The organism is Flavihumibacter petaseus NBRC 106054, assembly GCF_000974785.1.
GTDB lineage: Bacteria > Bacteroidota > Bacteroidia > Chitinophagales > Chitinophagaceae > Flavihumibacter > Flavihumibacter petaseus.
Window position 1 is genome coordinate 1,486,194 of sequence record NZ_BBWV01000001.1, and the last position, 14,789, is coordinate 1,500,982.

Annotated in this window: 9 protein-coding genes; 6 read left to right on the plus strand and 3 right to left on the minus strand. The window is 48.5% G+C overall.

The features are described from left to right. Positions 1-24: 24 nt before the first annotated feature. The gene (locus FPE01S_RS06185) at positions 25-1,278 is read right to left on the minus strand and encodes a c-type cytochrome (protein WP_046367933.1); all 1,254 of its coding nucleotides are present in this window, start codon (positions 1,276-1,278) and stop codon (positions 25-27) included. Between the two features lie 202 nt (positions 1,279-1,480). Here FPE01S_RS06185 and purN point away from each other — a divergent pair, with 202 nt between their 5' ends. The 6 genes from purN (at position 1,481) to FPE01S_RS06215 (ending at position 8,353) form a co-directional block, all read left to right on the plus strand. Continuing rightward, positions 1,481-2,401 carry a phosphoribosylglycinamide formyltransferase gene (gene purN, locus FPE01S_RS06190; protein WP_245623950.1) on the plus strand — a complete coding sequence of 307 codons (921 nt, stop codon included), beginning with the start codon at positions 1,481-1,483 and terminating at the stop codon, positions 2,399-2,401. A gap of 92 nt (positions 2,402-2,493) precedes the next feature. After that, a complete protein-coding gene (locus tag FPE01S_RS06195) occupies positions 2,494-3,237 on the plus strand; it encodes a carboxypeptidase-like regulatory domain-containing protein (RefSeq protein ID WP_046368709.1) in 744 nt (247 codons plus the stop codon). Between the two features lie 22 nt (positions 3,238-3,259). Beyond that, positions 3,260-4,789, plus strand: a complete 1,530-nt coding sequence (locus FPE01S_RS06200) for a serine hydrolase (RefSeq protein WP_046367934.1) — start codon at positions 3,260-3,262, stop codon at positions 4,787-4,789. Positions 4,790-4,802: 13 nt separating this feature from the next. Beyond that, complete coding sequence (locus FPE01S_RS06205) at positions 4,803-5,336, plus strand: DUF8685 domain-containing protein (protein ID WP_046367935.1); 534 nt, start codon at positions 4,803-4,805, stop codon at positions 5,334-5,336. Between the two features lie 48 nt (positions 5,337-5,384). Then, positions 5,385-6,578 (plus strand): dipeptidase, encoded by a 1,194-nt coding sequence (locus FPE01S_RS06210; protein ID WP_046367936.1) that lies wholly within the window; start codon positions 5,385-5,387, stop codon positions 6,576-6,578. Next, the gene (locus FPE01S_RS06215) at positions 6,575-8,353 is read left to right on the plus strand and encodes an ABC transporter ATP-binding protein (protein WP_046367937.1); all 1,779 of its coding nucleotides are present in this window, start codon (positions 6,575-6,577) and stop codon (positions 8,351-8,353) included. Before FPE01S_RS06210 ends, FPE01S_RS06215 begins: the two co-directional genes overlap by 4 nt. Here the strand turns inward: FPE01S_RS06215 and FPE01S_RS06220 are convergent. Continuing rightward, entirely contained in the window at positions 8,346-12,743 is a 4,398-nt protein-coding gene (locus tag FPE01S_RS06220) for a T9SS C-terminal target domain-containing protein (RefSeq protein ID WP_046367938.1), read from the minus strand. The two genes, FPE01S_RS06215 and FPE01S_RS06220, sit on opposite strands and share 8 nt — an antisense overlap. Before the next feature lie 65 nt (positions 12,744-12,808). After that, complete coding sequence (locus tag FPE01S_RS06225) at positions 12,809-14,785, minus strand: alpha-ketoacid dehydrogenase subunit alpha/beta (protein WP_046367939.1); 1,977 nt, start codon at positions 14,783-14,785, stop codon at positions 12,809-12,811. Between the last annotated feature and the right edge of the window lie 4 nt (positions 14,786-14,789).

Here is a 14,789-nt window from a genome sequence, read left to right on the forward strand (position 1 = left end):
TTAACGATCCGCGCTAGCTGCGGCTTAATAGTGACATTTCTGACATTCTGTACCACCGATCCTTTCTACAGTCACGCTGTCCAGTTTACCGCTTTTCAGGTCGTCATGGAATTTCTCGTAAATGCTGTAGAACTTATTATCGTTGAACTGAACCTTGGTCTCTCTGTGACAGTTGATACACCAGCCCATGCTGAGGTCGGAGAATTGCTTCACTTCACCCATGTTCTGGATATCGCCATGGCAGGTCTGGCAGGCAACTTTACCCGCTACCACGTGCTGGGAGTGGTTGAAATATACGTGGTCAGGCAGGTTGTGAATCTTCACCCATTCGATTGGTTTGGGCTCGTTGGCGTATTTTTTCTGTGCGGGATCCCAGCCGGTATAGCTGTAAATTTTCTGGATCTCGGTAGTTCCATGAACCTCGGTTCCATCCTCACGATAAAGCTTTTCGGTACCCGTATACTCATTAATAGCCATATGACAGTTCATACAGATATTGAGCGAAGGAATATTGGCGTGACGGCCATCCTGTGCACCACCGTGGCAGTACAGGCAGCTGATCTGGTTGGTTCCTGCGTGAACTTTATGGGAGTAGTATATCGGCTGTTCCGGCTGATAGTCTTTGTTACGACCCAGCCCGATAGCGCCCTGGATGGTATAATAGCCGCCGACAATAAAGAGGATTACGGCAAAAAGCGCGATATAGGCCTTGTTGCGCCAGAAAGGTACCGGCTCATGGGCAGGAACGCCTTCTTTATCATCGCTCAATTTTTTCAGGTTGGCATTCACCTGCAACAGGGTGAACACAATGATTGCGAGGATCAGGGTAAGAATGCCATATAACAAGGTAGAATCACTGCTCTGCGCTTTATCGGCCGGACTATCGCCACCAGGTGTAGCGGCAACAACAGGTTTGTCACCTTCGGTCTTAACAAAAGCCAGAATAGCATCGATTTCCCCGTCGGTCAGATCCGGAAACAGGTTCATCGGTGTCTTGTTATTGGCAAGATACAGGTCGTTAAAATACTTGTTTCCCGTAGCCAGAACCGCCTGGTTATTGCGGATCCATGCGTGCAACAGCTTCTTATCCGGTACCCGCTCATCAATTCCTTTCAGCGCGGGACCTGTCAATGTCTTGGTAACTGAGTGACAGGAAGCACACTTCTCCATAAAAAGTGCCTTACCATCCTGGGCGAAAACGTTTTGACCGAGACTAACAACAGCAAGAAGAAGAACACTGAAAACTGCACGCTTCACAACCGATCTATAGGAAATCATAAGCTGGAAATGTTCTGTTGGTAATGTTAAAAGATGCGATTCGGGCACAAAAATATGACACGATATTGACAATATATCAACATTCCTGCTTTTTTTTTGACTGCGCAGGGCTTGCATTTCAATGCGTTGTGAGCAATTTCAGATTGTGGTTTTGTTCTATCCGTAACACTCTTTGTTCAAACATTTCTGCTTAGTTTGCAACATGTTCGATAAACTGAAAGCAAAATGGAAGGTAGGTCCATTTCAACTTTTATTGATCCTGTTCACCTTCGCCATCGGAGGCAGCCTGACGGGATGGGTCGGACGAAAAATTCTCCTGCAGCTTTCAATTGACTATGCGGCACTTCGCCTCGTCACCTATTTAATTATTATCACCCTCTGCTGGCCTTTAATGGTAATTTTGGTCAGCATCCCGTTCGGGCAGTTCCCGTTTTTCCGGAACTACCTTTCCAGGCTCGGCCGGAGAATTTCCGGAAAAGCCACGCGCTCCCGCGTTGAAGACAATCCTTCCAATATGTCAACATTTACTGATACTTCCCTCACCAGAGTAGCCATTTTCGCTTCCGGCGCTGGATCGAATGCCCGGAAAATCATCGAATATTTCCAGGGGCATCCCCAAATCATCATTGCACTTGTCGTTTGCAACAAACCGGGAGCCGGGGTACTGAATATCGCTGCCGACTTCAGCATCCCTGTTCTTACTATAGAAAAAGAAAGGTTCTTCCGTGGTGACGCCTATCTCCCCGACCTGCAAAAAGCGGGTATCGGTTTCATAGTGCTGGCGGGTTTTCTGTGGAAGATCCCGTCAGCTTTGATCACTGCCTATTCTGGCCATATGCTGAATATCCACCCGGCCCTGCTTCCAAAATACGGGGGCAAGGGGATGTATGGCAACTTTGTTCACGAAGCGGTTATTGCCGCAGGTGAAAAAGAAAGCGGCATCACCATTCACCTCGTTGATGGTGAATATGATCACGGCGGAACATTATTCCAGGCAACCTGCGAAGTGGTTCCCGATGATACACCGGCAACACTTGCCCGGCGCATTCATGAACTGGAACATCTTCACTTTGCACCGGTAATTGAAAAGACGATCTTATCCCTGCCGGGCGTAAACCGTTAAATTTCAACCCTGCCTGTTTTGAACCATATTTTGGTCGTACCCTTGTAGACCAGATGAAATCAACCGCTAACCCATACCATATATATATAATAATGATTGCCTTCTGCCTGATGGCAAATCATTCCCTTACGGCCCAGGTTCGGGTAAGCGGTACCGTTTTTGAAATGAACCGGACTGTTCCGCTGCCGGGTGTCAGCGTACTCACAGCCACCGGCAGGGGTACCGTTACCGACTCCATGGGTCGCTACAGTATAGTGGTGTCAGACAATGACTCCATCTACTTTTCCTATCTCGGCCGTCCCACGCCGCGCTATGCCGTGCAGCAGATCCCGACCGTCAGCCAGTTTGATATCTCTCTTCATGTGAATGTTACCACTCTCCGGGAAGTTCAGGTGATGCCGAGGAGTTACCGGGCAGACTCCATTCAGAACCGGCAGGATTATGCAAAGGCTTTCGACTTTAAGAAACCGGGACTGGGTATTTCGAGCTCCTCCCCTGCATCGGGTAATTTCGGCGTTGGGCTCGATCTCGATGAACTGATCAATATTTTCCGGTTCCGGCGCAACCGTAGTATGGCCGCATTCCGGGACAGGCTTGTCCGTGAGGAACAGGAAAAATATGTGGAACATCGGTTCAGCCGGGCAAAAATCATCAAGATCACCGGGATTACCGGTCCGGATATCGACACTTTCATGCGGTATTATGCGCCGCCTTACGAATTCGTGCAGATTGCCACCGAGTACCAGTTACTCGAATACATGAAAAAGTCAGGTGAACAATACAAACGCCTGAAGGCGATCGGTGTGAAGATTGACGGAAAAAAAGAAGAGGAATAGTATCTTTCGGCAAAACCTTCCCATGCGGATTTTTCATGTTTTTGTATTGGTATTTATCGGTTATACCGGCACGTTTGCCCAATACTCACCGGCTGTAAGCAGAAATTTTATCAAAGACAGCCTCGACAATTATATCGGCACAGCCATGAAAGAATGGCAGGTGCCGGGTTTATCCGTTGCTATTGTACAGCAGGGAAAAGTCATTTACCTGAAAGGATTCGGGGTCAGGGAAACCGGGAAGCCGGAAAAGGTGGATGCCGATACCCGTTTTGGCATCGGCAGCAATACAAAAGCTTTTACCGCGACGGCACTGGCCATGCTGGAACAGAAAGGCGTGCTCTCGCTGGATGACAAAGTACAAAAATGGGTACCCGGTTTCACTCAATTCGATCCCTGGGTTGCCAGGGAGGCCACCGTCAGAGACCTGCTTTGCCACAGGCTTGGTTTCGAAACATTCCAGGGCGACTTCATGTATTTTGATTCAGACCTCACCTATGCTGAAACCAAAGAAAAGTTTGGAAAACTGAAGCCGGATTATGGGTTCCGGGCAAAATGGGGCTACACCAATGCCGCTTTTGCTGTAGCCGGTGAAGTGCTCGAAAAAGCATCCGGTCTGACCTGGGGCAGTTTTTTGCAGCAGCAGATTTTCCAGCCGCTGGGCATGACCCGAACACTTCCCTATTCCAAATCAATTGATACGGCATCGAACACTGCGCGTGCACACACGGTGGTAGAGGGGCAACTCAAAAAAGTACCCTATGGCCACCTCGACAACCTGGCCCCCGCCGGCAGTATCATTTCCAGTGCAAAGGACCTGTCCCACTGGGCAACAGCGCTGATGGACAGCGGCCGCTGGAACGGCACCCCCGTTATACCACCGGGAGCCATAGGCATCACCCGAGAACCAAACAGTATCCTGGGTAACGGCGGTTCCGCCTTTAACAGTTCCCATTTCATGATGTACGGCCTGGGATGGTTCCTGCGCGAATATGAGGGGCATCAGATCGTAGAGCATACTGGTGGCGTAAATGGTTTCGTTACGAGCCTCACCCTCATCCCCGATACCAGAACGGCCATTATTGTACTGACCAATACCGATGCAAACGGATTGTACGAAGCATTGAAAGATGAGATCCAGGATGCCCTGCTGGCTTTACCCTTTCGTAACTACAGTCATATTTCCTATACCCAGTATGCCACCAGCCAGACAAGGCAACAGGCAAGACTGAAGGCAAAACGGGATACTGTTGCCATGAAGCTTCCGGCAGCTGCCACGCCGGCGGCCATCACCGGCAACTACCTGAATCCTGTTTACGGCGCCATGACCATCGCCCTGGAAAACGGAAAGCTCCTTGCAAGATTTGAACACCATAAGGGCCGTTTCGCACAACTTGATGCACTGGGAGGCAGCAGGTACCTGGCAACTTTTAACGACCCGCTCTACGGTGTACGCGTATGGCCCTTTACGATAGAAAACGGTGTAGTGAAAAATGTTGAGGTCAATGTGAATGACTTTGTCGAGTTCACCACCTATATTTTCGATAAACAATAATTTATTTAACACCATGTCACTTACACTCGGGATAGGCACAAGGCTACAGCACACACAATACGGACCCGGTGTTATCACCGGGTTGCGGTACGCTACCTATGCGATTACTTTCATTCACCATGGAACAAAGGAAATTGATAAGACTGATCCTGCGCTGGAGGAGATTATTCCCGACAACGTAACAGAAGAAATTGAAACACATTCAGATGTCGAGAAGTCGTTGCTGAAAATTCTCCGTTTGTGGAATGGTCTGAGTGAAACTGTTCCCCTCGGTGACCGGTGGAAAAACGGCACATTGATACTGCAACCGGGAGATACCACCCTGAAGGCGAAGGAAATGCCCATCGATGTCTTCTTTCATAAAATCGTGATGTTACGTGACCGCTTGAGAGTAATGGAACAGCAGATTAATGCTCACAAGGTTTTAAGTGATGAAGAGAAGGTAAACCTGCAACAGTATATTACGCGCATCTATGGTTCACTGACAAGCTTCAATGTGCTTTTCAGAAATAAGGAGCAATGGTTTGTGGGTGATAAGGGAGACTAATCCTTCATTTGATTTCGGTGTTGGCAATTAAATATTTATCTTCCTGATATGCTTAGCCGCCCGGCATCCTGCCTTTCCGTTTTCCTGCTGACCTTGTCACTGCACCTGACTGCGCAGAAAAACCTGCATGAAAATGCTATTGTCGTTGATACCCACAACGATGTGCTGAGTACGGCAACCATGAAAGGCCTGAATATTGAGGATGACCTCCGTGGTAAAACCCACAGTGATCTGTCGAGATTCCGGAAAGGTGGCGTGGATATCCAGATCTTTTCCATTTTTTGTGATGAAAAATTCGGAAAGGGGACTGCATTCCGGCAGGCCATCAGGGAAATAGACTCTCTCGATGCCATCGTTGCCCGGAATCCGGACAAGATCATGCTGGTAAATTCGGTTGCTGATCTCCGTGAAGCGGTCAGGTTACACCGCATCGGCGCCATGAAGGGTGTGGAGGGCGGCCACATGATTGAAGATCGTATGGATTACCTCGACAGCCTGTATCATCGCGGCGCCCGATACCTGACATTAACGTGGAACAACAGTACCTCCTGGGCAAGCTCTGCCTGGGATGAAACTTTCCTTGACAGCGGTAAACCGACTACCATCACTAAGAAAGGACTGAATGAATTCGGAAGGGACGTCGTAAAACATATGAACGAGCTGGGCATGCTGGTGGATCTCAGCCATGTAGGTCCACAAACATTCTATGATGCACTTGCTGTTTCAAAAAAACCGGTGATCGTTTCACACAGCTGTGCCTGGGCGATTTGCCCCGTTCCCCGGAACCTTACGGATGATCAGATCCGCGCTATCGGAAAAAATGGTGGCGTCATTCACCTGAATTTCTATTCCGGTTTCCTGGACAGCAGCTACAACCGGCACAAGCAGGCCTTTCTGGACAGGCATCAGTCCGAGGCAGACTCCCTGAAATCCCTGCAATGGCCGTCGTATGAAATAGACGATTACATTTCCAAAAAATATGTAGAAGAAGCAGATTCCCTGCGCCCCTCCATGAATGTGCTCCTGAATCACCTGGATCATATTGTTGACCTGATCGGGGTGAATCACGTTGGTCTGGGCTCGGATTTTGATGGTATTGAATCAGCTCCACAGGATCTTGACGGCGTCGAAGACATGCCCGTAATTACTTCTGCCCTTATTGTAAGGGGTTATTCAAAGAAAGAAATCAAAAAGATCCTTGGTGGCAATTTTGTGCGCCTGCTGAAGGCCAATGAGAAATGAGGATTTTGTGGAAATACCTGAGGCCCTACCAGTGGTGGGTGTTCCTGGCATTGGTACTGGCCGGAACAGCCCAGGTATTGGCGCTGTACGATCCCATCATTTTCGGAAAGGTCATTGACCAGTTTGCCCTGAATCCGGGACAGCTGTCAGAAAAAGAAAGGATTCAGGGAGTGACCTGGCTCCTGGTGATTGCAGTGGGCATTGCCCTGCTATCAAGGATTGCCGTAACATTCAAAGACTATGTCATCCGGCTGGTCGTTCAGAAATTCGGCATGCAGGTATTCAACGACGGCCTTCGCCAGACACTCCGGCTTCCTTTCCAGGGTTTCGAAAATCAAAACAGCGGTGAAACCGTTTCCAAACTTCAGAAAGTACGCAACGACACAGAACGCTTCATCAATTCCTTCATCAACATCCTGTTTTCCTCGTTAGTCGGCATTTGTTTCCTCATATGGTATGCCGTTACCAAACATTGGGCTTTGATTCCTGTATTTCTGATCGGAGTAGTGGTGCTCGGCGGATTGACCAGTTTGCTCAGCAGGCGCATCAAAACCATTCAGCGGTCTGTGGTTAAACAAACCAACCTGCTGAGTGGCTCCATTACCGAATCGCTCCGGAACATCGAACTCATTAAAAGTCTTGGTCTGACTTATCCCGAGATCCGCAGGCTGCGGGGCATGACGCAAAGGATATTTGACCTGGAAATGGACAAGACAAAAAAAGTGAGGACCCTTTCTTTCCTGCAGGGGACTACACTGAATCTGCTGAAACAGTCCATTCTCTTCATCCTGCTCTGGCTGATCTTCCGGAATGTACTGAGCACAGGTGAACTTATCTCCATGCAATTCATCTCCACCGGCATTATTGGTCCGTTGCAGGACCTGGGCAATATCATTCTGCAATACCGCGAAGCGGAAGCATCCCTTCAGGTGTTCAATGAATTGATGGAACAGACTCCGGAATACCGCCCGGAAGAACCAATAGATGTTGAAGACATTACCCACCTGAAATTCGAACATGTCTATTTCAGGCATAGCAATACGCGGCAATATGCCGTTGAAGATATTTCCTTTGAAATCGGCCTCGGTGAAACAATTGCCTTTGTTGGTCCATCCGGTTCAGGAAAGTCAACATTGGTAAAATTACTGGTCGGACTGTATACACCTGTAGCTGGTGATATCAGCATTGATGGTGTTTCGGTTAAACATATCCGCTATAATCACGTACGCCGCCAATTGGGATTTGTGACTCAGGAAACACAATTGTTTTCCGGAACGATCAGGGACAATATGCTTTTTGTAAAACCGGATGCAACTGACGATGAGATCATGAATGCGCTTGGGAAAGCGTCGTGTATGCACCTGGTTACACAATCGCCACGTGGACTTGATACGGTTCTGGGTGAAGGCGGCAAGCGACTATCCGGTGGAGAAAAGCAGCGGCTGGCTATTGCGCGTGCCTTGCTTCGCGAACCACGGCTGCTGATTTTTGATGAAGCTACATCGGCGCTCGACTCTATTACGGAGGAGGATATTTCAGCTACGATCCGCAACATCTCGGAGGGGAAAAGGCAAATGACGATCATGATTGCGCATCGCCTGTCTACCATCATGCATGCTGATACCATTTTTGTGCTGGAAAAAGGGAAGATAACGGAGCAGGGAAAGCATGATCAGCTGGTCGAAGCAAAAGGACTCTACTATGCCATGTGGCGGCAGCAGGTGGGAGAACGGCCAGGCGCACCTTCCTCAACCGCACCATCTGAAATTACCTGACCAGGATCAGGCTTCCTTTCCGTGTGATTGTTTCTCCTGGCTTGCATTCAAGCACCGCATAATATACATAGGCGCCGGCGCTGGCTGGAGTACCCCTGATCGTACCATCCCAGCATTCGCTACGTTCCGAAGGGAAGAAATCCCTGTTTTCATAAACCTTATTGCCCCAGCGATCCATGATAACCAGGCTGATCACCCTGGCAACGCCCTGAATAACGAACCGGTCATTTTTACCATCACCGTTCGGGCTGAATGCATTGGGAATGGATGCGCCGGAGGCTGCACAGACCAGCTTGAGCTGTACCGTATCTGATGCTGTACAACCATGAACATTGCTTACCGTAACAGTATAGGTCATGTCAGCCATGGGCCGGCTTACCGGCTGTGCACAATTCTGACAACTGAGGTACTGGGAAGGCGTCCATTCATAAGTAGTGACATCAGGTGAAGTCAGGACAGGAATGGTAAAACTGTTTCCGGCAATCAGGCTGGCTCCCGGGCCTGCATCAACCGTTGGATAAGGCCACACATCCAGGTGAACACGCGCGGTGTCGGTGAAACAGCCAAGGTGGTCAGTACCAACCAGTACATAATCAGTTGCCGTTAACGGTTTCGCGATGGGGGAAGGTGTACCGGTACTGCTTAAACCTGCCGTCTCTCCAATCCACCAGTAACGGGTAGCGCCGCTGCCGGTGAGCTGTGCGGTTTCCCCCAAACAAAGAGAAGCTGTTGATGCGGTCAGGGAAATTTCCTCCTTACTTACAATTTTAATGTCTTTTGACGCGGAGCCTTTACAACCAATGTCATCTTTAACACTGACCGTATACCGTGAATCCGTAAGCGGGGTGGCGACAGGGTTCGCAATATTCGTCCGGTTGAGACCGGCTGAAGGCGACCATTCATAGGAAACACCGCCTGTTGCGGTCAACTGCAGCGAACTGCCTTTACAAACTTCTGACTGAGCAGGTGAAATATTTACTTCCGGATTCTTTCTTATCACCACAGCGGCTGTTTTATTGGCCTGTATACAACCATTGGTATCGGTTACCATTATAACGGGATAATATGTTCCTGGCTGAGCATAGGTATGGTTGACTTCCTTGCCCTGACCCGAACCAAACTGGCCATCGCCAAAATCCCAGGTAAATTGCGTTACGCCTTTGGTCGCAGAAGAAAGTATTACCGGTTCACCAGAACAATATTCCTGCTTGTCAGCAGAAAATATAGGCGCCGGCTGGCTTACCCGTACACTGTCTACCACCGTTCCTTCAAGTCCATTATAGCCATATACGTACAGTGTAATTTTATAGTTCCCAGGATTTTCATACACATGGCTGGGATAAGAAACATTTTCCAGTGTCTGCCCATCGCCAAAATCCCACACAAACCGCGTGTAATTGATGGATTGATTGTAAAACTGGACAACAAGCGGAGGACAACTATTCTGATTTACTGAAGATGATGTTTTATTGAACCCAAATCTGAAATCCTTTACCAGGAATTTGCGGGTTGCTACTGAACGGCAGCCTGTTGCCGGATCGGCGGCCGTCAACGTAACGGTGTAATTTCCCGCGAGTGGATAGGTTTTGGACGGGTACGGGTCCCTGCTTTTAGTTCCATCACCAAAGTCCCATTCGTAGTTAACCGTTCCCGTACCAGAAGTATTGGTATTGTTTGGAAAATAAATGGTGCTGTTCAGTTGGTATTCATTGTTGACATTAAAATCTGCTTTGGGACCTTTTACCAGAACAGCCTTTTCCGCCGTGGAAGCAAAGCTGCCACATCCGCTCTGATCATTTACGCTGAGTCGTACAAGATAGTTTCCAGGTTGATCATACCGATGGCTGACTGGGGCATTGGTCGAAAGCTCTTGCTGTGTGCCATCGCCAAAATTCCAGGTCCACTTTGTAATTTTCGAATCGGCGCTAATGGAAGCATCCTCAAACTTTATCGGTTGATCAAAACAACTTGCGTTGCCCGATATGGTAAAATCTGCAGTGGCTCCCACTACCACGAATGGAACATAATTGCTGGTATCCAGGCACCCGTGCTCATTCCTGGTGATCGCTCTTATTTTACTATGTGTAGGGTCCAGACCGTAAAGCTGGTCTTCATAATTGTATGCATAAATATAATCTCGAAAGGTTCCCAAAAACCGGCTACCATCTTCGTATTCATAATGATCGATGTAAATGGAAACATAGCCTGAGTAATAAAAGTCCATATTACTCAGCTGTATGGGAAACGGGTCATCCTTGCATAATTTTTCTGTAAATGCAGTAAGCTCCAGTTTTGTTTGTTTCAATACCACTGGAGCAAGCATTTGATTGGATGTATTGGAGCAGTCTTTATTCTTGACAGTCAGCGTGACAGTATACCAGCCGCTCTTGGTATACGTGTGCGTAACAGTTGGTTCATTTGTAGTAAGCGTGAGTGTCTTTCCGTCTCCAAAATCCCAAATCCAGGAATCCCCCCCACCGATCGTTTCCTGAGAAAAAATCACATCAGCCCGTGTTCCATCACAGGTATTGACGCGATTGGTAATGCGCGGTTTTGATCCCAGGACAGTTAAAACTTTTTCTTTTGTTTTTGAGGTGGCACATTCATCCCAGGGTTCAAGTTTGATTTCATATACCCCGGGTTGACTAAGTGGCATGTCAAAACTTCCTTTATCAAAAGTCTGGGCTTTCAACTCGCCATTGAAATACCATCTGTACCAAAAGGCATCATATAATCCTGTAGCGAGCTTCGACGTATTGTTAACCGTGAACCATTCATCTATACATACAGTATCTTTTGACAGCTCAAAATCTGCCTCCAGCTTTCCTTTTACGATCACTCCGTGAGGTGCCTGGTATTCTCCTTTACAACCCTCTTCCGTTTCGTACGTGATTTTGGGGAAATAGCGGCCCGGCTTGACGTATTTGTGAAAAGGCATTTCTTCATCAGAAGTAGTGCCATCACCCAAATCCCATTTGACGTTCTTCATTACCAGGTAGTTCAACGCCCTGTATGTTACAGCTACTGAGTCGCAGGTCTGAAACACAGGGTCCATGGAAATCATGGGGCGGTTATCCAATACAGCAACGTTCTGGCTGATTTCAGCGATACATCCTTCCTTATTGGTAGTACGCAACCAAAAAATCTGCCCGCCATACGCAAAGTCATGTTTAATACTATTGCCTGTTTCAATATACTCCGGCGGATAAACATACCAATTATAACTCCATTCAGACTTTACACTTCCCGGAGTCTTGTCGGTCAGCTGTACCGTGTAAGGCGACTCGCAGAAATCCAGTTGCTTCACTTCCATTTCCGGAGCCATCGGTGCCGGCAACACGGGCATGGTTTTAGTCAGGGTATCCAGACACTTTCCGAATCCCGCAATCAGTCTGACAACCAGGTTTTCTGAAGCAGGAATCTGAACTGCAGGCTGATCCCCCCAAAGTTGTCCCGTTCCAGAGGTCCACCAAGTTAGACTATTGGCCGCGGGACTGCTCGTTGAAATCAGTTGCAGGCTCGTATTTTCACAAGCCTTTTCAGGCAGGCGGAAATCTGCTTTATAACTCGCCACATTAAGTAAATTCTCCCGCTTCGCTGTCACAGCGCAGCCTTCAGAACTTATCGCTTTCAACGTTACACTATAAATGCCTTTCTTATTAAACGCGTGTGTTGGCTCCTTTTGGGTTGATGTGGTGCCATCACCAAAGTCCCACACGTAGCTTAGGGTCCCGGGGCCTGCGCTGCTATTGTGAAACCGGACGGGATCGGATTCGCGGCAAAGGACTTCTTCTTCGGCTGAAAACGCAACAGTCATTACTGGCAGCACTTTTAAAAAGCTTCCCTTACGGACCGTTTGATGACAACCATACTGATCTGTTACAGTTACGGATACTGATGGCTCAAGTGCAAACTGATAAGCATGTTGCGTAACGCCTAATGTATTTCTTTCAGTAACTCCATCACCATATTCCCAGAAAAAATCAGTGAATGTTGCCTGTCCCGTAGCCGGTTTGACCTTTAGCTGTACGGGTGTTGGTGCACAAACAGTAAATTGATCAGTTTCGATGTCAAAAGCGGGTAACGGGTGAACGGTAATGTCCTGGCTAACAGTCGAAACTTTTCCCTTGTCACGAATAGTCAGGACAACCTTATAGGATTTTACCTCCAGATAAATTGCTTGTGGATTGACGATTGTTGAAAGGTTGCCATTTCCCATATCCCACTCATAAGTAGTGGAAGCTGACGTTCCTGTGGATTGATTGGTAAATTTTACAGAAAATGGACTGCAACCATGCGTTGCGGAAACAGAGAACGCTGCCTGGAACTGTGCATAGGCGCCAGTACAGCACAATAGGGTAAGTAGGAATAAGGCGATTCTCAGTTTCATTGGAAAGGTTCACGAAGCGGACACAAAATAGTAACACTGATGCGTATCTGCAAATTATGGTAGTCCTAATAGGAAACCAGGCGCTGAATCGCTTCCCTCAGTCTCGCTTTCGGCAGAAATTGTGTTTCAAGCGTTGTATTGAAGGGAACGGGCGTGTCCAGGGCGGCGCAACGGGTTACAGGTGCATCCAGGTATTCAAAACAATGTTCTCCGATCCAGGCAGCGATTTCCCCTCCAAATCCCCCTGTCAGTGTGTCCTCATGAAGTACAATAACCTTTCCGGTTCGCATAACCGACTGGCGTATGGCATCATAGTCCAATGGTTGCAGCGTACGGAGATCAACAATATCAAGACCTATTTCCATATGAGCCGTGGCAAATTCCAACGCCCAGTGTACGCCTGCTCCATAAGTAATAATGCTGATATCATTGCCCTGGTGAACCTGCCTGGCTTTTCCGATGGGAATCTGATAGGCTGTGTCTGGTACAATACCTGTTATGCTGCGGTACAGGGCCTTATGCTCAAAAAACAGTACGGGGTTGGGATCTGCGAATGCAGCCAGCAACAGCCCCTTGGCATCCTGCGGGCTGGAAGGATAGACCACTTTCAGTCCGGGTACATGGGTGAACCATGCTTCGTTGCTCTGGCTGTGAAAGGGACCTGCACCCACTCCTGCTCCCGTAGGAAGGCGCACCACCACATCAGCGGATTGTCCCCAGCGATAATGCAGTTTTGCCAGGTTGTTTACAATCTGGTTGAAGCCGACGCTTACGAAATCGGCGAACTGCATTTCCACCATCGCCTTATATCCCTCCAGGCTCAGACCAAGTGCAGCACCTAAAATTGCGCTTTCACAAAGCGGCGTGTTTCGCACACGGGCTACGCCATATTTATCTGCAAGACCATCCGTAATTTTGAATGCTCCGCCATATGCCCCGATATCCTGCCCCATCAGGATCAGGTTCTCATGGGTTTGCAAAGCCTCATCCAATGCCTCTTTGATGGCATCGATGAATCGCAGTTCACGGTCCGATCCGGGTATCTCTCCGGTGATTTCCGATGCAGGTGCGTAAACATCAGCAATTTCATCCTGAAATGTAAAATCAGCGGGCCCGGCTGCTCCTGCCAGCTGTAATTCTTCCTCAATGGTTGCCCTGATCCGCTGACGTTCCCGTTCAACTCCATCTGCATCCAGGATCGCCTGGCTCATCAGCCAGTTCTCAAACAACACAACCGGATCTTTTCTGCCCCAGGTTTCAAACAGTTGAGCTGGAACGTATTTCGTACCGCTTGCTTCTTCATGACCCCGCATCCGGAAAGTCATACACTCGATGAGATAGGGTTTTTTCTCCCGCACACAATATTCCCTGACGCCCCTGATGGTATCATATACAGTGAGCAGGTTGTTGCCATCAATGCGGACACCCTCCATGCCATATCCCTTGGCCCTGTCCACCAGCTGTGAACAACGGTATTGTTCCTCCACCGGCGTGCTCAGGCCATAGCCATTATTTTCAATGACGAAAATGACAGGCAGGTTCCAGACAGCGGCCACATTCAACGCTTCATGAAAATCCCCTTCGCTGGTGCCGCCTTCACCCGTAAAAACCAGGCTGGCTTTCTCTTCTCCTGCCAGCAGATGTGCCAGCGCAATCCCGTCAGCAATTGCCAGCTGGGGACCAAGATGAGAGATCATTCCGCAGATATGATGTGCCTTTGAACCGAAATGAAAACTTCTTTCTCGTCCCTTGCTGTAACCTTCAGGGTGCCCCTGCCATTGGAGAAATAGTTTGTGTAGCGGCATTTTACGGGATGTAAAAACACCAAGGTTCCTGTGCAACGGAAGCAGCCATTCATCTTCCTGCATAGCCAGTGCCGCGCCTACGGCAATTGCCTCCTGGCCAATTCCGCTGAACCACTTGCTGATCTTACCCTGTCGCAACAACACCAGCATTTTCTCCTCGATCATTCTTGGCAGCAGGATCTGCCGATAGAACGTCACCAGCTGATCGTTCGTCAACTCTTTTCTGTCGAAAAACATGGTA

Excerpts from the sequence above, each read along its gene's own strand:
- FPE01S_RS06185 (WP_046367933.1), bottom strand. The coding sequence starts at position 1,278 with ATGATTTCCTATAGATCGGTTGTGAAGCGTGCAGTTTTCAGTGTTCTT.
- purN (WP_245623950.1), top strand. The coding sequence starts at position 1,481 with ATGTTCGATAAACTGAAAGCAAAATGGAAGGTAGGTCCATTTCAACTT.
- FPE01S_RS06195 (WP_046368709.1), top strand. The coding sequence starts at position 2,494 with ATGATTGCCTTCTGCCTGATGGCAAATCATTCCCTTACGGCCCAGGTT.
- FPE01S_RS06200 (WP_046367934.1), top strand. The coding sequence starts at position 3,260 with ATGCGGATTTTTCATGTTTTTGTATTGGTATTTATCGGTTATACCGGC.
- FPE01S_RS06205 (WP_046367935.1), top strand. The coding sequence starts at position 4,803 with ATGTCACTTACACTCGGGATAGGCACAAGGCTACAGCACACACAATAC.
- FPE01S_RS06210 (WP_046367936.1), top strand. The coding sequence starts at position 5,385 with ATGCTTAGCCGCCCGGCATCCTGCCTTTCCGTTTTCCTGCTGACCTTG.
- FPE01S_RS06215 (WP_046367937.1), top strand. The coding sequence starts at position 6,575 with ATGAGGATTTTGTGGAAATACCTGAGGCCCTACCAGTGGTGGGTGTTC.
- FPE01S_RS06220 (WP_046367938.1), bottom strand. The coding sequence starts at position 12,743 with ATGAAACTGAGAATCGCCTTATTCCTACTTACCCTATTGTGCTGTACT.
- FPE01S_RS06225 (WP_046367939.1), bottom strand. The coding sequence starts at position 14,785 with ATGTTTTTCGACAGAAAAGAGTTGACGAACGATCAGCTGGTGACGTTC.